We start from the raw sequence: 20,456 nt of genomic DNA on the forward strand, positions 1-20,456 counted from the left end.
GCTGTTCTACTTTTCGTAGTAGGTCCTTCCCTGAAATCGACCAGTTTTCTTTTTTCTGTCTACGGGAGAATCAAAGTCATCTTCCATTTTATCAGGCATGATATCTAGGACTGCATTAGGAAGGCCACCAACATCTGCCTTATATACATAGTCAACGATATCATTTTTTAAGTTCCTCACTTTGATCTTCGTATTGTATGCAGGTCTGTCATATTTCATTTTTGTAGCACAATGTTTTTCTTTTAATACTTTTCTGTCCGATCCTTTTTCGCCCATTCCATCATACCATGATACCCATCCTTCACCTTGAACATAGCTATCTGTGATGGTGAGTTTATTATCATCCTTACCATAAATGTAAACACCATTTTTCGGAGGGGTCCAAGAAGCAGCGGCTTTGGACTCGGTATCAACTAAGTTGCCTTTAGCATCAACGATCTTTGTAGGTAACCCCATTCCATCATAATAAATAGTCATTCCAGGTTCAGGTTTCGGTAATACTGGCTCGTCGACATAAAAAACAGGCAACGATTCTGCATCTTTTTTCACTTTTTCATAAATTGCCGTTTCTTCTTCAAGGAGTTTTAGATTTTGCCTATTTTCTTTAATAAGAGCTGAACGCTTTGCATTATTATTATTAAATTGGTACTTATGGACAATCATTTCATTATTTTCATCATACGTAACAATGGTTCCTGGTTCCATAGTCTCTGGGATACTTGGATTTGCAACTACTGAATATGGTACCACCATTAAACCACCTAAAACGGACAGCGTTAAAACAGAAGCCACAAATTTGTTATGTACTTTCATGATATCTACTCTCCTTTTTACAAATTTTGTTTTGATAGTCATCAGACCATATAGATAGAAGAGAAACAATTGAGAACGCTCTTATACCGTATTTAAGAATTGATTTATAAAAACAACCACCAAATATTTCCTTTTATGAGAATAACATTTATATTTCTGATAATCTATAATTTTTTTATTTTTTCGTACAAGGAAATTCTAGTTTTTTAGTATCAATTCATAATAAAATACCGTGCTGTATACACGGTATTTTGGTAGTGTTCAAATGTAATTTTGTAACATCAATAAAAAAACAATTTTTTCATTTACATCGGATGATCTTATTTTTATGTTATCGACTTTAACAAAGAAAAACATAGCTTGCGAACATATGACATTATAAAAAATAAGGGGCACAAACAGGTAATAATCGTTTGTGCCCTCAGGTTTTATTTTTCCATAGGCGTCTCAACTTCGCCATTGGTTGGTTGCTTTTGTTCGATAAATCCTGCTAATGCTCGGATCGCTCGGTGTTCATAGACAACCAGATCATCGGAGATTAATCCCTCTTCCTCCATCTCTAAGTCAAGAGTAACAGCAAGTAATGAATTTCCCCCAAGCTCAAAGAAATCCTCGTTTGTCCCTACTTGTTCAACTTTCAAGACACGTTTCCAAATTTCCAAAAGCTTCATTTCTAATACAGTCTGGGGTTCTTCTCCTTCTTGGTTCCTAGGTGGTAAAAGTAGAACTTCATCCTAAAGTGCACGTCGATTTACTTTTCCACTGGTCGTTATGGGAAGTGTATCCAGTGTCATGAAATGAGCTGGAATCATGTAGCTTGGAAGCTGTTTACTCAAATGTTCCTTAATCTCACTCATATTGATTGAATTTGTGGTAATGATGTATGCTACTAGCTGTTTATTTCCAAGTGAATCATCTTTATCTAGTACCACAACGTCAGCTATCCCTTCATAGGAGCGAAGTCTTGTTTCGATTTCTTCCAATTCAATACGGTATCCACGGATTCTCACCTGATGATCCATTCGGCCTAAAAATTCGATATTTCCGTCAGGTAACCATCTTGCTAAATCCCCTGTCCGATACATCCTCTCATTGGCTACAAATGGGTTAGCAAAAAACGTCTGTTCATTCAACTCTGGCTTATTCAAATAGCCTCTCGCCACACCTGCACCAGCAATATATAATTCCCCTACGATCCCGATTGGCTCCAATTGGATTGACTCATTCATCACATAAACTTGAACGTTTTGGATCGGTTTGCCAATCGGCAATGGATGATACTCTCCTGCGTTTCTCAGCGGAAAGCTTGTGGCGATGACGGTTGCCTCTGTAGGACCATAGAGATTATCAAGTGTTACATTCCTTGTAAGAGAGGAGAATTGCTCGACGACGTCGTGCGAGATTGCTTCCCCCGCTACCAAGACGTATTTCAACTTATTGAGAACCTCAATTGACTCTTCGTGAATCGAATTGAGGAATACTTTAAACATGGATGGAACAAAGTTGATAAGTGCTACATGATAAGACTCAAGAGCACGGAGGATACGCTTAGGATTTCGATGTCCATTTGATTCAGCGATAAGATCAAGAATTGGCCCCGTAAAAGCAATCGTATCGGTATGCTTGGTTTCCGTTAGTAAAACCTGTGTTTTGCTATCTTCAAGAATGTAGTGTACATGTACCGCTGGGTAATCAGGATCGATTGCTACATAAGCAGCACCCGCTTTCATCACTGCTAAAATCCCTAGAATCATCTCTACCGAACGGTTAAAAAGTAAACCTACCACATCTTCTTTTCCAATCCCTAAGCCACGTAATTTTCTCGCTAATTGGTTCGCCCGTTCGTTCACAAACTCATACGTGTATGTCTGATTTTCAAAGATAAGAGCGATCTGCTTCGGATTGCGTCCTACTTGCTCTTCGAATAATTGATGAACCTGTTTATCTTTTGGATACTCCTCTCTGGTATTGTTGAACTGATAAAGAATCTTATCTTTCTCTGCTTGCGTTAGGAGCTCTATATCAGAAATGCTGATGCTTGGATTTCGAAGTATCTGCTCTATAATCGCAAAAAAGTGATTCACCATTCTCTCAATGGTATCTTGTTTAAACAAATTCGTCACGTATTCTACGTGGGAGCAAGAGCCCATTCTTTTCTTGAAAAATTTCAAAGTGCAATTCAATCATTATTTTAAGAACCGGTACCGTTATTCATCTTCAGTTAAAAACAACTTTTTGGTCAGAATCTCCCATTCTTTTAGCCCATGCAAATTTTTCAAGTCATTTTCAAATTTCACGTCGCTTGTATCACTCCAGCCCTTGTCAATGGCTCGTTCTAAATAGGAAAGAGCAGTAGTCGTGTCTTTACTCACAGCAAAGCCACAAGCGATGAGAAAGCAATGCCAGTCTTCCAGTTCCCCCATACCTTTTGCTCTTCTAACATAGTCATTGGCTGTAACGACATCGCCAAACTCTTTTAGCTGGTAATAAGCACTGCTGACAAGATTATCTTGTTCTCGATAAAAGAAATAGTACGCCATGTAATCCCGACGGTTTTCAAAGCCTAACTTATTTGCAAGTCTTATGGACGCATAACGGAAATGTTCTGTCTTCCAATGCGGAGTGATCCCCCGTTGAAGACATTCCTCCAGCACAGCGCGAGCAGCCAGTGTTGCCAATCCCTTGTTCCGATGTTTCCTATCGTAGGTGTTAATGCCGATCTCAATATTTCCTTCACTTGCATAAACAGAAAGGCAACTGCTAACTGCTTTATCCCCTTGCATGGTGCAATAGCCAATACCCTTCTCGAAAAAAACCTCTGGAGAGACCCAGAAGTTCTCCAGCTCTTCTCGAATAACGCCCTCTTTGTCCCTCTCCATTAATTCCGGAGTAATTTTTTCTACAGAGTAGCCAAAGGGAATCTGATCATGCCATTTTCCAAGCTCTCGATACCTCGCTTCATTAAATGTGAAAGCACAACGTCCATAAGCTTTTGGCAAATAGCTTTTCAGCCTATCAATCACTGTTCCTTCACCCGTATTCGCCCCTGCGAACTCTAGCTGAAAAGCAATGTCACCAATCTGCAAACTCTCTGGTGCAATCCTCTCCCGAATAAACGACTCAAGGCTTCTGTTAAATGATTCGTTCTCCTTGTCTCCACCAAGTATAAATATTTCAAATCTTGCCCATATCAATGCTGTTTTTGGTTTTTCTGTATCATCTACATATACTTTTCCTTGGTTATTTCCATTAATGATTCCCCAAATAATAGGATGATTGATTTGTTCGCGAAAAATATCCGTAATCCGATCGTATTGTTGAACAGGAAGCTCATAAATCATGCCTGATGTTTCCTTTCTGTTGTGGGTTTTCTTTTCTAATATTCAAACTCTCTAGCTTATTCTTTCTTTTCTAACAGGAGACGATTATATTACTCAAGCAATGGTACGGCAAAGCATCTTTCGTCCTGTGAAACCTCCATGATTTTTTGGGAGAGCTTCTCCAGTGTATTATCATTATATCTTTTTGTGAGATGCATTTTAATAACCATCCCTCGAATCACATTCCAATTATTACCTATCCCTTTCATTTCTTCAACTTCCTGTTTCAATCGAAGCATTTCCTTCTGCATAGCAGCAATCTCTTTAGGTGCAATAGATTGTCCTGCTTCCCGAGAGGAGTAAATTCTTTGATCCATTTGTAAATAGTAACTTCTGAAATACCATATTCGCTAGATAATTCCTTTACAGAGTAACCAGAGTGATAAAGATCTACCACTGTTCTTTTAAAATCTTCATTGTATCTCTTGTTCGTTTTTTTGTGTTCCTCATCTCCTCTTGTTTTCATTGTAAGGATTTAACTAAGAGGTGTCCATGAGACTATACTAACTCCATGAATCTTTTTTCAACAGATAGTCATTAACACATTGTACCTTTTAAATAACCATACATTATATTAATTTACATAAAATTACAATTATAATTTTAGTATTAGCCGTACGATAAACAAGCTCAGCAAAATCTCTTCTTACACCAGTTAATCGCTACTAAAAGTGTAATGCATGTTGACTCTGTGTATACTGTGTATTATCATAATATACAGTTAGAATAACAAGGAGTACACTCATGAAAATTATTATTCAAAATAATTCTGGTCAACCATTATATCAGCAAATAAAGGAGCAAATTAAATCGGCTATTCTTCGTGAAGAATTAAAGCCAGGAGAACAGCTTCCTTCCATTCGTTCATTAGCAAATGATCTCCAGGTTAGTGTACTTACAACCAAAAGAGTCTATGAGGAATTAGAAAAGGAAGGTTTTGTTGTAACACAAGCAGGTAGAGGCTCATTCGTGGCATCAGAAAATGTAGATATATTAATGGAAACGAAAAAGCACCTAGTAGAAAAAAAATTATCAGAGGTATGGCATATGGCAAAAAACCTAGGGATTCAGAAAGAAGAACTATATGCCATGATGGATATACTTTTTGAAGAGGATGAAGAACAATGAAAAATGTTTTAGAAGTGAATCATCTAACCAAGAAATTAGACAGTTTTAGTCTGGATCATATTAATTTTTCCTTACAAGAAAATTGTATTACTGGATTTATTGGCACGAATGGATCAGGGAAAACTAGTACGATAAAAACAATACTCGGACTCTATAAAAAGGATTCAGGAGTTATACGCTTTAACGGTCAAGACATAGAAAAACATGAACAACAAATAAAAAATCGGATTGGAATAGTCTTGGATGAGGGTTATTTCTATGAGGAAATGACATTAAAAGAAATGAAAAGTATCATAGCCCCTGCTTATAGTAACTGGGATGAATCAGTATTTTCCCAATATATCAAGCGATTTCAATTAAAATTAGATCAAAAAATTTCTCATCTATCAAAAGGGATGCGCATGAAGTTTGCCATTACCTTGGCTCTTTCTCATCATGCCGATTTATTAATCATGGACGAACCAACAAGCGGCCTAGACCCACTCGTTCGAAGTGAGCTAATGGAGATCCTGTTAGAATTTATGAAAGAGGAAGGAAAAAGTGTATTTTTTTCTACTCATATAACCTCTGACTTAGAGAAGATTGCTGACGTTCTTATCCTCATTGATAATGGTCGAATCATATTTAATGAGAGTAAGGATGAACTATTAGACCGCCATGCCTTAATCAAGGGCGACAATCATTTGATTAATCAGCATACGGAAAAATTATTCTTAAAGCTGCGCCAAACAGCATACGGATTTGAAGGAATTACAGATAAGCCAAAAGCGATTCTAGAACAGATGAATGGTGTCATCGTAGAGAGACCATCTATCGAAAATGTAATGCTAGCTTATATAGGAGGACATCAAAATGGTTTTGAATCTTGTTAAAAAGGATTTAATTCTTGCCAAAAAATATATCATCCCCATGCTCATTTTTGCAGTTGTTGGCCCCATCTATCTCTATTCGAAGCTAGAATTCAGTGGAGGTAGCTTTATCAGCTTTCTAATCACAGTGATATTCGCAGAATTTATTCTATTTAATATGGTTTCAATGTCAGAAGAGAAATATAAAGGTGCTGTTCTGCTATGCACTACCCCTTATACACGAAATGGCATCATTAAGGGAAAATACCTATTGGTTCTTTTCATCTTTTTGAGCTGTTTCATACTGTATAACCTAGCAACAGTACTTGGAGCATCTATTGGTTTAGAATTGCTAACCCCTTTGACTTTCGGAATAGCCTTATTGGTCGTTTCTATTTTCTTTGGAATATTAATACCCGTTCAAATTAAGTTAGGTTATGAGAAAACAAGATATATCTCATTCTTTACAATCTTTCTAACACCTTTTGTACTTCCTACTATTTTAAAAGGGATACAATCTTCAAACCTATCCTGGCATTTTTCTTTTACTGAAGGAATCCCTGGCATAATCATAGATTGGCTTCCATTAGGTATTGCCTTATTCATTGGTTTCCTATCTATGTACATTTCTTTACATATTTATGCGCAAAAAAATCTATAGGAATATAAGATTGCAGCAGTTTACAGTTGATGCACGCAATTGGACAGCTATTCTATTTTCAAAAGCAGATTACAAACACATGCCACGTTTGTAATCTGCTTATTTTTTCACAGCTTATAGATTATTCAGTATTTCTTTTACAATTTCATCTAGAGGAAGCTGACCATCAATAATATAATCCGCATCAGGTTTCACCTTATTTTCCATCAGCTTGTATGCCTTTCTTCCCACCTCCAAATATAGTTCGTAATCATCTATGACATCATTGATCGAATCCATCGGCTCACGAAGGAATCTTCTGGCCATCGCGATATCTAATGGTGTATCGATATAAAAGGAATGATCTATCAATTCCTTCATCTGCTTATTAAGATAGGAAAAAGGATAGTCTACAATAATATATTGCACGTTAGATTCATGTACTAGCGATTTGATGTCGTTTACGATTGGCTCAACATTCCAATCATCATAACTTGCACTTTCTTCTACCCATCTACCAATATCACTTGGTCCTTCAATGTCATAATCATCGAAATGAATGGTTCTAGCATCATTAAGTTTACTAGCTACATTTTTTGCAACGGTTGTCTTACCTCCACCCGACACAGCCGCAATAGCTATTACTATTGGTTTCTGTTTCATTTTTCCTCCTTAGGATGACTCGTTTTGTGCCCCTATAACAATCGGCTAAAAATGGTGCCCCAAGTCCTATTACTGTTTATCTTGGTCTATCCAGAAGTAAATAAATCTAAAAGTTGCAAATCTTATAAGTCTTGCGATAGACGCACCATATCTGTGCACTGTATGCCATTTTCAAATATCGGTTCGTCATAATGTCTGATAAAAAAGTCCTTATCAATATGAGTCATTCTAAATCCACATTTTTGATAAAGTGCTAATTGAACAACACTTGAATTACCCGTGCCAATTTCAATCGTTTTATAATGACTCAATCTTGCACTTTCAATGGCATGTAAAACTAGTTGTTTTCCATATCCTTTCCCATGCAGTTCTTCATCAACCGCGACATTGACAAGCTCTACTGTTTCTGGACGAGTCGGGATAAGCACATATGTACCGATAATTCGTCCATCCTGTTCCATAATATAGCATTGCCCCCTCGCTACATACTCCTTCACAAGCCTCTCAGAGGGATCTGCCAACAACAGTAATTCCATCGGTACATCCTCAGTTTCATGTATCATTCTAATCTCCATTTTTTCACCTCTTGTAGAATAATCTTGTATGTATCCATAATTTATTTCAGAAATATTTTACATCAATTCGTTATAAATAGATATTCTAGGCTGAACCTTACAAGAAAGAAAAGGCTGCGATTTGCAGCCTTGTTTCTATCGAATAAGGTCAATTATATTTACTAGGAATCAATCCCCTTTCTACACAATTTTATTAGTTGGTGCTGAGAAAAAAGCTTTCCTCATCCTAAATAGATTTATGTATGTAATGACAATTAAGCTTAAACTAAGTAAGAAAGGTACTACGTAGTAATGGCTGTTAAACAAACTATTATATCGCTCAAGAGGGGTAAAATAAATGGCGACAATAAGACTCATCAGAGCTAATGCAACTGTAGTTGCTTTATTACAATTTTGACTTTTTATATTTCTATAAATAAAGATAGAATTAGTAGTTAACATCCACATACTTAATACAAGCAACGCGTGAGAAATCCATTCTTCATATAATGAATGAAAATTGTATATAACAACTGAAATGATAAGCAAGGCAATTACAGGTGTAATCATGAGTACTTTCATTTGCATATGTAAATGACTTGTTGATGAATAATTCTTTACGCCAATGAGCTTATTGGTATTTAAAACCGAGAGTAATGCGAAAAGAATAGATAGAAATATAGTAATAAACAAGGGATCACTTCCTATACATGTATAGTTTAATCAGACTTACTTGCAAAGCTACAGCTAGCCATTAAAACATCTGCTTTCAAACGAATATTTGTCTTTTCAGTATTATGATGAAGAAATTATTAATGAAAGCGTAACACTAGTGTTTCTAAGATCAAACGTAAACTTTAATTTGAGATATATTCTTCTAATAAATGCTCTCTTATGTTTGGATACAGGATGATATGCTGTAATTCAGAAAGAGCCATTTTCGTCATGAAATTCAATTAACAGGATTGAATCATTTTTGATAATAACTGCTCCCGCTCTTACCCTAATATGATAAGCCAGCAGTATCTCCCACCTTATTAAAAATTGATTGATAGTCTCTTATTTTACATGATCTTAGAGTCCTTTGTCTCATAAAGAACCTTTTAAAAAAGAAGTCAGAAAAAGGTCGATTCCTAGTATACAGGAAATCGACCTTTTTTCGTTTTGACTAACGAAAGCACCTATTCGTTCAATATAGTCTCTCGTTTCTCCATGTACATAGGAAACGTTCTACGCCCGAATACTTTTCACCCAGACTAGTTACCTCGAAACCGTAATTTCGATAAAAATCCACTGCCTCATGATCCGTCTCAGCATAAATCACTGAATATGTATCAGCGACATAGGTAATCATCTTGCTGCCAATACCTTTACCTCGTTGGCCTGAAGATACCGCAATATGTTTAATTTCACACTCTTTATCACTGATCATTTCAATACCAATACAACCAACAATTTCCCCTTCAAGCTCAAAACTATACAATTTTCGGTTTAGCAATTCTAAATACTTCTGGTATTCTTGCCCAATCTTATACTCTGATGTGGCAAAGGACAAAAGCTTCCTTATAGATGGATGAATCGTTTCTGTATGAACCTCTTTCATAAATATCACCTTTAGCAATCGACTTGTTCTTCATTTATGAGGTTTTTTGATTGGAGAGATCATTTATTTTTTCTGTTTTTCTGGTAACAGCTCAGCTTCTATATTGACAACGATCTTACCATTTAAAACTATACCTTTCACATTTATAATTTTATAAGAAGAATCTCTTTTCAATAATAACTCTAACCAGCTATTATCCATGTAAATTGCAGGAGTCCCTTTTGGGAGTTTCATTTGTATAAGAATTGATTCCTGATTTCCACCTAAAGGAACACTATTAAGAGCTAGTGATGTGCTAATAAACCCTTTATCCGTTTTTATTTTGCCTTCTAGTTTCTTTAATTTATTAATGGCGTCGTGATTAACATTTCCATCCTTAGTGAATAAAGACCCCGCTGGGAGAGCAAATTCCCTCTCATCCGTTCTTCGATATACAATAAGATCATTAGGAAGCTTTGCTTCCTCTTTTTTAAAGAGACTGTCGATCCCATGAATGAACAGATCAATATCAGAAATTCCCGGATGTTTGTCGACCCCTCTTAAAATCCTATTTAACATTGGGCCATATGCTACATAACCATCCATAAATTTTTTGTCTTCTTTTGTCACTACAGTATCCGATAGTTTTATTTTAGCTCCAAATTCCTTCGCAGCATCCATATCATCTTGAAAGTCTAAGGGAGTTGTTTGTTTTTCCATCAAGTGAGTATTCGTTTCATTAAATCCTTTTTTGCTCATGTCATTCATATATCTAAACATTTCCGGTGCATAAGCTTGTAAAACAGGTTGATAACTAGGTTCATAATAATACGCAAAGGCCTGTGCAAACACTTCTCGAAAGTCATTGATGTGTTCTTTCACATAAGCGGTATCATACTCACCTTCATAGGGAGGTACATGTGTAAGAAGTAAAGCACTTGCATCTTCGTCTGCCTTTGCTTGATGTACAGCATCTAAAAAACTTTCATTTACAAAAGCACTTTCTCCTAACGTGTCACGAGCGATTGCTTTTCCTATCTCATAATATACCTCTTTGCTTTTGGTGTGGCTTTCTGAATACTCTTCTGTATGTATAATCACAGTTGGATTTTTACCACCTATTGAAAATACAAAGTGAGAATCTACAGAAACCTCTTTTCCTTCGCTATCTTTTATGTTTTTGTCTTTTTCACTGAGTCCTTTGACTATAGGATTTTCCGCGATACTATTTTCGGTCAGATGAATTTTCCCTCCCACCTTTTCATACATTTCCAATATTTCAGGCGAAAGCTTGTTTACTAGTGCTTGGGTATCTTCTAACCGTTGTTTATCTTCACTGTTCCCCTTTGTTGTTACAATTCCTTTTATGACTTCCCTCATTCCTTCTTCTCTGGCTTTTTTCTCTCGCTCTTTCTTTTCTTTATCTTCTTTGTCTTTCTTGTCTTTTTTTTCTTTATCTTCTTTCTTTTTATCTTCCACATCATGTGATCCATTTGCCGCATGAGCAATATAGGAAAACGCTGGTGAAGTGGCTGTTAAGGCAAATAACATAGCAGTTGTACTCAGAACTTTCCGTATTTTTTGTCTGTGTAGCATCTATATTCCTCCTTACAGTAGTGGAACCTCCGAAAGCAGTAGCGTCTTTTGTATCTCCATCGAAGAATAGAACCGCTCATTTCTCAGATTCATCGACAAAGAAAGAAAACAGCCCTCTTTTTTAGTAAATCTATGAAATAATTACTATGTAAAAGAGGGCTATTTTAACATCTATGGGATAGCGAGAGATTCAGACACTACCTTCATGTTTATTTCATTGTACGTAGATTCACAACCTAATTTGCTTCTAATTGTTCTAATTTCCACTTTTGATTATCAGTACCTTTATAATCACTTACCTGAATGTTGGACCCGTTTGAAGTGCCTGAACCATCTACATCCAACACTTTTGTCGGATCTTTCTTGTTTTTTAAGATATAGAGATCATTACCTAGCAATTCAGGAATCCAAAAATGTTCGGGTTTCCCTTCAAATGCTGTAGCAAATACATTAGTAGAATTCTGATAAGCATTCCAAGCCATAATTTTATCGTTATTTTCTACGCTTCGAATCACATAGGCTTGTTGAGAGTCATCATACTTCAATTTCCATTTTTGATTACTTCCATCGTTCGTTTCCCACACTGTGATATTATTATCGCTTCTATTCCAATCAACTAGACTTGTATTTTTTAATGCTGTATTGATTTGATAGGTTCCATCCTCAATTACTTTGTTGGGTACTAAAGTGCCATTTTCATTAAAATAATACTTTTTCCCATTTATCGTTTGCCAGCCAGTTTGCAGCACATCATATTTATAGTAATTGTCTTCTCCATCTATTTCCCAGCTAGATAACCCTTCATGAACACCAGGTTCATCCTTCTTCGGTGAAATTAGTATATTCATTCGAGCATGCAGTTGGACGTTATAGATATTTTTTGTTTCCATATCTTCTAATTGTTTTTCTATATTTTCAGCAGTTTCTTCATCAAACACTAATCTAAAATCATCTATACTCGTATTGTTGTAAGATAATTTTCCTTGCTTGTCCTCAAAACCAAAAGCCAATTGGAGCGCTTCTCCTAATGTAACATCTGGCTTCGTTTGTTCAGTGTAGTCATCAGGATCAACAGCAGCTACTCGTCTTTCCAGCTCTGAATTGTCTGGTGTTTTTAAGATCAGTCGAGCAGTAGTTTCCTCAATTTGAGGGATAATATGACTCCACTGTTTATCTTTATCTACCACAATTAATTTTGTTTTAGGATCAATTACTCCTACATAACCGGAAACCTGATCTGTTTCCAAGCGCATTTGCTGTGTCTGCTCCAGAATAGTAAGCTGATCCTTATTGATTGTGATCGGGCTAGAACCGAAATCGTCTTTGGTTTGTAGAGAAATAGCTGCTTGATCTTTATCTGGATAAAAACGGTCTGGTAACACTACGTTTGCTAGGTGATTCTCTTTTGCTTTTATCGTTGCGATGGTATCGTTTTTCCCTAGTACTAGTGAAGTAGTAGGTGCTGCTTCATAAATAGGTGCCGTACCATTATTCACATAGCGAATGTTTGCATTAAAATAGGCAGCCTCTCCTGCATTTAAACCTAAGGACTTGGACCAGTTTCTTCCCAAACTCTCAGAGCTTGAACGATCAATGGTTACGGTCTGTGAATTACTATCGCTAAAATTAGTGGATACACTTCCGCCAAAGTTAAATAAGGAAGCATGAACTTCCGCCCCAACAGAAGCTTCTGTTGAATGAGTATTGCTTGTGGAAGTACTTCCACTGATCGAACTACTTGTATTCCCGCCATTTTCTAGCGTTTCATTTCTATTTTTTGAAATAATAAATTTGTCCATATGAACCTGTAAATTAGGATACGCCGCGATCAACGGATGTTTCACTTTTACCTTTTTATCAATCATTCCTGATACTTTGGCGAAATCGCTATATGGATCAGATGCGGTGCTCCATTTCATAGGTGAAGATGTATATTTTGTTAACGGTGCTCCAGATTTCGTGCGTTTTTTTCCATGGACTTTTTCAATCCAAGGCATCAGGATAAGTTTTTTATTCTTGACATCCAAGGTGTATCCTTCGATTTCGAGGGAATCAGGGATGCCGTCACCATCACTATCTTCAACTCCGTCATCAGAAGCTGAAATACTTCTTTTTTTTCTGCTAGATTCATTCTCTGGTTGATTTTTTATGTCAGGAAGCAGTAGATTTCCCTCTGGAATGATTTCTTCCTTTCCTTGTGGAGTAATCCAGTTAAGCTGTAAGCCAAATTCGTTAGCAGAGGAGGATTCTGGCTGATAAGTGATTTTTATTTTATAAAGCTTCCCTTTTTCTAGTTCGATTTTTTGCGTAGCGGAGGAGTGATCGATAACTTGGTGATCATCTATCCATAGCATGGTGTGGTCATTATCAGACGTGGAGAACGTATATTCACCTGATTTTTCTACCTTAATAAATCCTCTCCACATGGCAGATTGAAATTGTTTTAATTCATCAGGTAACATATCATCGATTTGATCGTTATCAACGAATAGATCTCCAGACTCAGAATTAGAAATCAGTGCGGTTTCTTTTAACTCTTTATCATTGAAGTAGTAGCCCAATAGGCCTTTAAAATTCGCTTCTTGGTCGTTTATTATTTCTTTCTCGCTTGAAGCCGCATGTGATAGCTCTGGATAGGATGTGAATGAACCGAGGAGTGCAGTAGCTAATAAACACTTATACATTTTAGGTAATTTCATCGTATCAACTCTTTTCTAGGTGTAATTTGTAGAAGTAATGAAATCTTACCAATTTTATACTTGGAATAAATTCCATTATTTTTTACAACATTACTTTATCATTCGTTTTTTTGTTCATTAAATAGCAGAAAGTTCCTTAATCAAAGCAACTTTCTGCTATTTACAAACCATTTATCATTGTGATCGTGACACAAATATTGGTATTTTATGCTATAAGTAGCTTTTTTTCGTGTCTGCGCGGCGGTACACAATTTGTTGGCGGGAATGGTAAAGAAGTCGGTAGTAAAGCTCGCCCGCCCGAATTATAAATACGCCGTCGTTATGGGCTCATGCGTCTTATCTATTTAGATGTCGTTTTATTCTAAATGTAGGACCACGTGTGCCCTTTTTAACATGAATCGCAACAAGAAACCCGACACCCGTCCTCGAAAAAAGCGCCGCTCTCTAATGAAGTAATACTATTACACAATTCCTACATAAATAAGAAATCTGCGAAATATTTAGTTTTTCTATGATCTTCATGTTAACGGAGCGTCCTTACTACCGGGTCAAAATAGGAGGGTTCTACACAGCTGCACCCACTCCCCGTAGCAAATAATTCGATGAACACAACCGTGTAACAGCCAGACACTTAAGTGGACAAAATGGAGAATTTGCCAGTACCAAATAAATTTCGTTTGCCTGTGACATTTTGTTTACATGTTGATCAAACTTTGGTGACATGTGCCCGCTATAGTGGAATAAGCACAAGCATCACCCATATGCAAAGAATAATAGAACACCTAAAGAAATAACCATTTTGAGGAGGAATGCTAATTGTCAGTCAGTAGCAAGACGCCGGACGAGTTCGGCAGTGAATATAAAACAGGAGCAAGCATCGCGGATGCAGTGGCTTCCAAAAACAACGGACTGAAAAAAAATGCGGTTGCAGGCAAATCAAAGGGGCGTCTTGTAGCGCTTGATGCAGCACGGGGGTTGGCAGTCATAGGGATGTATTTGCAGCACTTCGGGCTCAACGAAAGGATTGCTGCAATCGTCTCTGGGAACACGACGCTACTATTTGTGCTCTGTGGCGGCATTTCCTACTCGATCATGGCGCAACGCATGAAGGATCGAGAAACGGAGACAGCCGTCTTCCGGACACGGATGCTCGCCCGCGCGGTGTTCATCGATGTGATTGGGTATCTGCTCATCCTACTGAATACCTCGTATGGAGTGATCTTGCCCGCTTATGCAGCAATGTTCGTGCTGGCGTTGGTGCTGATTCGTCGATCGACGCGCGTACTCATTACGACAGCAATCGCTTTGACCGTGGTGGCCCCACCGCTGATGATTCTTGGTACGAGCGTCCTATCGGGAGCTTACCTCCTTTATGATATTGCGGGCGGCCCGATGTCTGCGCTCGCACTTGCCCCCGCTTTCGTCGCGGGTATGGCAATCGGGCGCCTCGAACTTACCAAGATACATACTGCACTCTCGCTCGCGGGCGGCGGCATCATCATGCTCGTCGTCGGAAAGGGGCTGGGCGCTTTCGTTCTTCCTGGGCTGAGACCTTCCTTCGAGGCATGGCTCATTGGCGTTCAAAGCACTGTCAGCAACCAGCCGGACCCGAATGCAATTTGGCCGCTCAACGCGGAACCACCGCTGTGGAACATGCTGCTCTGGACATCTCCGCACAGTGCGTCGACATTCCAGACGCTGATTGGGCTGGGGGGCGCATTCTTGGTGCTGGGACTGGTATTCCTCGTACCGAAGAAGACCTCTGCCGTGTTAATGCCTTTCGCGGCAGTCGGACGCGTGGCGTTAACGATGTATGCGGCTCAGTTCATAGTGATATGGTGTCTCAGACTCGCGGGGATCGAATATGGTCTTGAGGGAATTCCATTCAGTGACCTGCTCGTTGCAGTCGCAACGTTGGTGACGGGGTGGTTGATCGCGCGGCTCCCCAACGGTCCGCTCGAGTCATTGATGCGACATTTCGACCAGGCATTCATCGCCTCCCGAACAGCACCATTGGCCAGGTAGGCGGTCGTCCTCGACATTTGATCTTCTTGCTTCAGCCTTATAAGGACGAGCTCCGAGATATAGCATAGTTCACTCTTTGGAACAGAAGTATGATAAATTTGAAGCCTGTTGTCGACCTTCACTGAGAAAAATACTTCGTTGCATCGGAAAAGCTTAGACCCTGCTAGAACAGTTCACCCTTGGGTGGGCTGTTTTTGGAGTCAAACGCTCTACTTTTATATAACAAGTTCCGATGAACACTCATAAAAGGAAGAATCTCTATAAGAAAGAAAATCGACTTAGAACTGAAGGGGATCAAACCTACACAGGAGATAATCAGTGTGGCCCTTGAGGTTGATTCAGAATGGGCAGGGGAAAAGCATGAAAGCGACGATACCTCTAATGGTTACATCATGAAGACGTGTAGATGTCTGAGGCTTTCTATATACTTCTTTCAATTGATGTCACTACGGTTCTGCTTGACGGCGGCGGGAGCCAAGCTCGTTATCCAACGACCACCTCTATTTAACGGGGGATGCTTGATGTGGGTTTTTACGGCGCTTAGCAGACGTTTGAAACCAAATGGATAACTTTCCCTCGTTCATTATTAAAAAAAACAAAAGAAAACTGTCAGACCTTTTCGCAATATCAACAGTTTACAAATTCAATTTTTTTGCATATGGGGTACCGCCAACAAAACGCAGATTTACTACATGAAGGACTTCTTGACATAAAAGAGCCGGTTTTCACCACATTCAGGGTGTGACCGGCTCTTCTAATTAAACTTTATCCCTTTGAATTTTGGGTTGTACCAGCGTCGTGGATACGACCCGTAAACTGCTGGCTGTACCCCAAATAGGCGTTTCGTTAAAACACAAAAAAAGTACAGGGATGAAATCTATTGACGATTCAAAGCATGGTGAATCTGTAAATGTCTTTTTTATAACATTAAGCTGGCAGTAATGTGTACTGAAAAGGAGTAATTCCGACTATTTACTGAGATAGAGAGTTCAGGTTCAATATAAGAGACAGACGCAAGCTTTTATTGTTTTGATGAAAAAAACAACCTTATTTCGGTTGAATAACGAAATAAGGTTGGAAAGCTGTCTGGTTCCCGATATGGCCTCAGACAGGGTATTATCATTACAAATTTGAGGATTTTAAGATTGAGCTACTTTTCCAAGATATACTATTGAAATGTGAGTACAAAAGGCGGCTCATCTGAGGTATTCGATTCTACCAGCCCACCCTGCACAGAAGAATAGTACTTCCTGCCATGAATGAGAAGGCTTTTATTATCTGGACTCCAGAATATTTTCGACGGTATGACTCCATGATACACGGGTTCTTCGTAGAGGACATTTTTACCTTGGAGCTTTCCGACAAGGATGGTGTCTTTATCGTACAACGAGTATGCGACATACTTCCGGTCTCGGGAGAACTCGAAGTTGCTTACTTTATCCAGCAGGACGGTAAGCTCGCTGGTTCTGCGGTCGTATTCATACAGCGTTCCATCTGTTCCAAGGTACACGAACTGATCATTATTTAGCCAAGCGTTTTGTTCGCGACCCGTCTGGTGCTCATACTGTACGGTAATCTCACTTCCATTGATCATTCCCATGACTATCCTGTTGGAACGATTTGATTTATTCTCAAACAGGGTAAGTAGCACGCTGTGTCCATCATCAGAAATGTTAACCCCTGTGAGCGTCCTTCCCCGATCAATATCCCTTAGTTGATACGTTTTGTACGATCCTGAATCGTTATCGTATACACCTACTCTGGCGTTTCCCTTCATGGATGCATCTATGATGAGAAAGCATACGTATCGACTGTTGTTAGACCACCCAACATCTTGCAGATACAAATTTTGTCTAGAATGGTAGATAACTACTTCCGTTTCCTTTCCATCAGGTAACGAGATCAGCTTTAGCGATGCACCCGATGCCGACATGGCCATTTTAGAGATTTTCTTGCCGTCTGGGGACAGTTCAAAAAAATCTGTATTGGCGTCGATTTTTTTCAGCAGCTTGAGCTTTTCATAGGGAAAGGGAAGACGACCCAGGTTCCACGTCACACCCTCCGTTGTGCTCGCTTTTCTGAACAAACCAATCACAGAATCTGTGGCGGACCACCCCAACATCTGATCCGTCTCCACGAATGTATTAATGAAACGGTATATCGCCTTCACCTGGAACGGGCGGCTATTCAGTTCATCGGTATGAGTCTCTTCCTTGCTTGGTATAACAATCGTCTCAGATCTAGGCCCTTGCATGCATCCGGACAGAAAGATGGCGAGGAACAACAGCAACACCCCAGAAGTTAACAAGGATCGACTATTCATCATGATAATATCTCCGCCTTCATGCAAGGTATTTCCACAAACACGCTAGTATAATCATTCTCGCTGACGATACTGATCTTCCCTCCGTGATCGTCGACAATGGATTTGGCAATACTCAATCCTAAACCGACACTCCCTTCTTCCGCGCCTTTCACATTTGCAGAATAAAAGGGTTGAAACAGTTTTGTTAGTTGCTCAGGTGCGATCGGATTACCGGGATTTTTACATTCAACACGTACATTCCCAGCTGAAAGCTCGCCCTTAACTGATATTTCCGCATAAGTTGAGCTGTATTTGATGGCATTATCCAGAAGATTAATGAAAAGCTGGCGCAATTTGTCAGCTTGACCGTACACAAACAGATTTTCTTCAGTCCTCCAGACGATCTTCCTCTTATAGCGCTTCGCCCGAAACGACATCGAATCACAAACGTCATGCAGAATTATTCCTGTGTCCACCCTATCGAATTCATAATTCTTTGAGGTTCTGCGGGAGATCTCAAGCAGTTTCAACACCATTCTGTGCAGACGTCGGCTCTCTTCAATGATGTGATTGATCCCTTTTTCGAAAAACGCCCGGTCAGTTTCCCCTTTTTCCCGAATAATTTCGGCGTACCCCAGAATGGAAGTCAACGGTGTTTTGAGCTCGTGCGTGATATTGTCAAAAAATCGTTTTTCCTGTTGGTTGACTTCTTTAAGTAAGTCACGGTCTCTTTCGATGGTTGAAATTTGGGTGCTGATCCGCTCGATCATATCGTTAAAATTGACAGCCAATCGACCAATCTCATCCTTGCGATGAAAATGAATACGCACATCGAGATTGCCGTTCTTCACCTCTGTGGAAGCGTGGGTTAGTTTGACGAGTGGGATCGAGAGGTGCCTGGAGAGGATATAGGAGAACAGAAACGCCACTGCGAAGAGCGCAAGCGAGCTGTAAAAGATGATGTCCAATATCCGTCCACTTTGTTCATAAAGCAGGCTAAAGTCTTTAGCAAATCGCAGAATTCCTACCTTGCTTCCATCAATGACAACTGGATAAGAGAAAAAGACCTCCCCGTTGTTCTGGTCGTACGTGATATGATAGGCTGTTTTGCCTCCAATCGCCTGTTTAAGGTCCTCCTCTTGCTGTCCTGAGAATACCAATTTGTCCGAGGAATACAACAAAACGCCTTCCAACGTATAGACGCCGACGTTGCTTCCGGTGGCATGATTTAAATCACTTACCAAATCCTGAGCCATTTGGCTGAAATAGAGTTTGTTATTTGAAAAATGATTGATAAGAAATGCTTGACGCACATACACATTGCTGTTGTTTTTGAGACCAACCAATTCCGAAGTTACAATCTTTTGATTGCTCGTCCAAATGATCTCTTTTACCGTCTGATTGAGGATAAGGAAAGAGAAAAGAAAGATCAGAAGAAAACCGATGATAAATTTGGCTCGAATCGTCCCGATCATCGCTATTCGACCTGCTTCCCGAATTTATACCCGATTCCGAACACGGTTATGATCAGATCGCCTGCATCTAGTTTTTTGCGGAGCCTTTGAATATGGGTATCAACCGTCCGGGTATCGCCGCCAAAATCGTATCCCCATACTAGGTCTAGCAATTCTGACCGAGTAAAAATTCTTCCCCGGTGGCCAAATAATGTCATGAGCAAGTCGAATTCCTTGGGAGTCAGGTCGACTAGTATGCCCTCTTTTTTAACCAGTCTTTCCTCCACCACAATCTCGATATTTTTAAACCGGATCACATCGTTCTCACCCGTATCCCGTTCCCTAATATTGGCTTGATCAACCCGACGTAGAATCGTGCGGATTCGAGCGATAACTTCACGCAGGTCAAAAGGCTTCGTGATATAATCATCTGCTCCGAATTCAAGTCCGAGCACTTTATCGGTAATATCAGACTTCGCAGTTATCATTAAAATAGGAATATTGTAGTTTTCTGTAACTCTTTTACAAATATCTAGTCCACTTTGATCCGGTAGCATCCAGTCGAGCAAGAGAAGATCGGGGTTGAATTGTTCCATTTCCATCATTCCTGTAGCTCCACTTGCGGAAGTACGTGTACGAAAGCCTTCCAGCGTAAGCCCATATGAAAGTAAATCAGCAATTGGTTGTTCATCTTCAATAATGAGAACTTTTGTTTTATTCATGGAGATCACCATTCCTTACTAGTCCGGCTAGGGGTAAAATGTAAAAA

At 39.1% G+C, this 20,456-nt stretch carries 18 protein-coding genes; 4 read left to right on the forward strand and 14 right to left on the reverse strand.

The features are described 5' to 3' along the window. Positions 1-6: 6 nt before the first annotated feature. The 6 genes from BRLA_RS22855 to BRLA_RS14430 all read right to left on the reverse strand — a co-directional run bounded on the left by BRLA_RS22855 (position 7) and on the right by BRLA_RS14430 (position 4,659). Positions 7-813, reverse strand: a complete 807-nt coding sequence (locus BRLA_RS22855) for a hypothetical protein (protein ID WP_003335836.1) — start codon at positions 811-813, stop codon at positions 7-9. Between the two features lie 428 nt (positions 814-1,241). After that, on the reverse strand, positions 1,242-1,484 hold the full coding sequence (locus BRLA_RS14410; protein ID WP_003335834.1) for a phosphopantetheine-binding protein: 243 nt from the start codon (positions 1,482-1,484) through the stop codon (positions 1,242-1,244). A gap of 63 nt (positions 1,485-1,547) precedes the next feature. Continuing rightward, the gene (locus BRLA_RS14415; RefSeq protein WP_003335832.1) at positions 1,548-2,963 is read right to left on the reverse strand and encodes a non-ribosomal peptide synthetase; all 1,416 of its coding nucleotides are present in this window, start codon (positions 2,961-2,963) and stop codon (positions 1,548-1,550) included. 57 nt (positions 2,964-3,020) lie between these two features. Next, positions 3,021-4,154: a GNAT family N-acetyltransferase gene (locus BRLA_RS14420; protein ID WP_003335831.1), complete on the reverse strand. Its 1,134-nt coding sequence runs from the start codon at positions 4,152-4,154 to the stop codon at positions 3,021-3,023. Positions 4,155-4,243: 89 nt separating this feature from the next. Continuing rightward, positions 4,244-4,510, reverse strand: coding sequence for a hypothetical protein (locus tag BRLA_RS25320; protein WP_003335830.1), 267 nt, complete (start codon positions 4,508-4,510; stop codon positions 4,244-4,246). Then, positions 4,420-4,659: a transposase gene (locus BRLA_RS14430; protein WP_101668567.1), complete on the reverse strand. Its 240-nt coding sequence runs from the start codon at positions 4,657-4,659 to the stop codon at positions 4,420-4,422. The genes BRLA_RS25320 and BRLA_RS14430 overlap by 91 nt, the downstream gene beginning before the upstream one ends. 278 nt (positions 4,660-4,937) lie before the next feature. Here BRLA_RS14430 and BRLA_RS14435 point away from each other — a divergent pair, with 278 nt between their 5' ends. From BRLA_RS14435 to BRLA_RS14445, 3 genes are read left to right on the forward strand one after another with little or no spacing between them, the layout of a single operon-like run. Continuing rightward, entirely contained in the window at positions 4,938-5,321 is a 384-nt protein-coding gene (locus BRLA_RS14435) for a GntR family transcriptional regulator (RefSeq protein ID WP_003335829.1), read from the forward strand. Beyond that, positions 5,318-6,193, forward strand: coding sequence for an ABC transporter ATP-binding protein (locus BRLA_RS14440; protein ID WP_003335828.1), 876 nt, complete (start codon positions 5,318-5,320; stop codon positions 6,191-6,193). Before BRLA_RS14435 ends, BRLA_RS14440 begins: the two co-directional genes overlap by 4 nt. Next, a complete protein-coding gene (locus tag BRLA_RS14445; protein WP_003335827.1) occupies positions 6,174-6,830 on the forward strand; it encodes an ABC-2 transporter permease in 657 nt (218 codons plus the stop codon). Before BRLA_RS14440 ends, BRLA_RS14445 begins: the two co-directional genes overlap by 20 nt. Before the next feature lie 114 nt (positions 6,831-6,944). On the opposite strand, the gene BRLA_RS14450 is transcribed toward BRLA_RS14445, so the two are convergent. The 5 genes from BRLA_RS14450 to BRLA_RS14475 form a co-directional block, all read right to left on the reverse strand. Then, positions 6,945-7,472 carry a nucleoside/nucleotide kinase family protein gene (locus tag BRLA_RS14450; protein ID WP_003335826.1) on the reverse strand — a complete coding sequence of 176 codons (528 nt, stop codon included), beginning with the start codon at positions 7,470-7,472 and terminating at the stop codon, positions 6,945-6,947. Between the two features lie 122 nt (positions 7,473-7,594). Next, entirely contained in the window at positions 7,595-8,047 is a 453-nt protein-coding gene (locus BRLA_RS14455; protein ID WP_003335825.1) for a GNAT family N-acetyltransferase, read from the reverse strand. A gap of 1,168 nt (positions 8,048-9,215) precedes the next feature. Beyond that, positions 9,216-9,629: a GNAT family N-acetyltransferase gene (locus BRLA_RS14465; RefSeq protein WP_003336410.1), complete on the reverse strand. Its 414-nt coding sequence runs from the start codon at positions 9,627-9,629 to the stop codon at positions 9,216-9,218. 63 nt (positions 9,630-9,692) lie between these two features. Beyond that, a complete protein-coding gene (locus tag BRLA_RS14470) occupies positions 9,693-11,204 on the reverse strand; it encodes an anthrax toxin lethal factor-related metalloendopeptidase (RefSeq protein WP_003335823.1) in 1,512 nt (503 codons plus the stop codon). A 236-nt stretch (positions 11,205-11,440) separates the two neighbouring features. Next, entirely contained in the window at positions 11,441-13,903 is a 2,463-nt protein-coding gene (locus BRLA_RS14475) for a binary toxin-like calcium binding domain-containing protein (RefSeq protein ID WP_003335822.1), read from the reverse strand. A gap of 816 nt (positions 13,904-14,719) precedes the next feature. Between BRLA_RS14475 and BRLA_RS14480 the strand changes: the two genes are divergently transcribed. After that, positions 14,720-15,928, forward strand: coding sequence for a DUF418 domain-containing protein (locus BRLA_RS14480; protein ID WP_003335821.1), 1,209 nt, complete (start codon positions 14,720-14,722; stop codon positions 15,926-15,928). Between the two features lie 1,168 nt (positions 15,929-17,096). Here the strand turns inward: BRLA_RS14480 and BRLA_RS14490 are convergent. From BRLA_RS14490 to BRLA_RS14500, 3 genes are all read right to left on the reverse strand, one after another. Beyond that, entirely contained in the window at positions 17,097-18,182 is a 1,086-nt protein-coding gene (locus tag BRLA_RS14490; RefSeq protein WP_238547449.1) for a WD40 repeat domain-containing protein, read from the reverse strand. 68 nt (positions 18,183-18,250) lie between these two features. Beyond that, entirely contained in the window at positions 18,251-19,708 is a 1,458-nt protein-coding gene (locus BRLA_RS14495) for a sensor histidine kinase (RefSeq protein ID WP_003335818.1), read from the reverse strand. Between the two features lie 2 nt (positions 19,709-19,710). Beyond that, a complete protein-coding gene (locus tag BRLA_RS14500) occupies positions 19,711-20,409 on the reverse strand; it encodes a response regulator transcription factor (RefSeq protein WP_003335817.1) in 699 nt (232 codons plus the stop codon). Positions 20,410-20,456 lie beyond the last annotated feature (47 nt).

The sequence above is a fragment of the Brevibacillus laterosporus LMG 15441 genome, from assembly GCF_000219535.2.
Classification (GTDB): domain Bacteria; phylum Bacillota; class Bacilli; order Brevibacillales; family Brevibacillaceae; genus Brevibacillus_B; species Brevibacillus_B halotolerans.

Bases quoted from the DNA above. Each gene is read 5' to 3' on its own strand.
- BRLA_RS22855 (WP_003335836.1), bottom strand. From the start codon at position 813: ATGAAAGTACATAACAAATTTGTGGCTTCTGTTTTAACGCTGTCCGTT.
- BRLA_RS14410 (WP_003335834.1), bottom strand. From the start codon at position 1,484: ATGAAGCTTTTGGAAATTTGGAAACGTGTCTTGAAAGTTGAACAAGTA.
- BRLA_RS14415 (WP_003335832.1), bottom strand. From the start codon at position 2,963: ATGGGCTCTTGCTCCCACGTAGAATACGTGACGAATTTGTTTAAACAA.
- BRLA_RS14420 (WP_003335831.1), bottom strand. From the start codon at position 4,154: ATGATTTATGAGCTTCCTGTTCAACAATACGATCGGATTACGGATATT.
- BRLA_RS25320 (WP_003335830.1), bottom strand. From the start codon at position 4,510: ATGGATCAAAGAATTTACTCCTCTCGGGAAGCAGGACAATCTATTGCA.
- BRLA_RS14430 (WP_101668567.1), bottom strand. From the start codon at position 4,659: ATGAAAACAAGAGGAGATGAGGAACACAAAAAAACGAACAAGAGATAC.
- BRLA_RS14435 (WP_003335829.1), top strand. From the start codon at position 4,938: ATGAAAATTATTATTCAAAATAATTCTGGTCAACCATTATATCAGCAA.
- BRLA_RS14440 (WP_003335828.1), top strand. From the start codon at position 5,318: ATGAAAAATGTTTTAGAAGTGAATCATCTAACCAAGAAATTAGACAGT.
- BRLA_RS14445 (WP_003335827.1), top strand. From the start codon at position 6,174: ATGGTTTTGAATCTTGTTAAAAAGGATTTAATTCTTGCCAAAAAATAT.
- BRLA_RS14450 (WP_003335826.1), bottom strand. From the start codon at position 7,472: ATGAAACAGAAACCAATAGTAATAGCTATTGCGGCTGTGTCGGGTGGA.
- BRLA_RS14455 (WP_003335825.1), bottom strand. From the start codon at position 8,047: ATGGAGATTAGAATGATACATGAAACTGAGGATGTACCGATGGAATTA.
- BRLA_RS14465 (WP_003336410.1), bottom strand. From the start codon at position 9,629: ATGAAAGAGGTTCATACAGAAACGATTCATCCATCTATAAGGAAGCTT.
- BRLA_RS14470 (WP_003335823.1), bottom strand. From the start codon at position 11,204: ATGCTACACAGACAAAAAATACGGAAAGTTCTGAGTACAACTGCTATG.
- BRLA_RS14475 (WP_003335822.1), bottom strand. From the start codon at position 13,903: ATGAAATTACCTAAAATGTATAAGTGTTTATTAGCTACTGCACTCCTC.
- BRLA_RS14490 (WP_238547449.1), bottom strand. From the start codon at position 18,182: ATGCAAGGGCCTAGATCTGAGACGATTGTTATACCAAGCAAGGAAGAG.
- BRLA_RS14495 (WP_003335818.1), bottom strand. From the start codon at position 19,708: ATGATCGGGACGATTCGAGCCAAATTTATCATCGGTTTTCTTCTGATC.
- BRLA_RS14500 (WP_003335817.1), bottom strand. From the start codon at position 20,409: ATGAATAAAACAAAAGTTCTCATTATTGAAGATGAACAACCAATTGCT.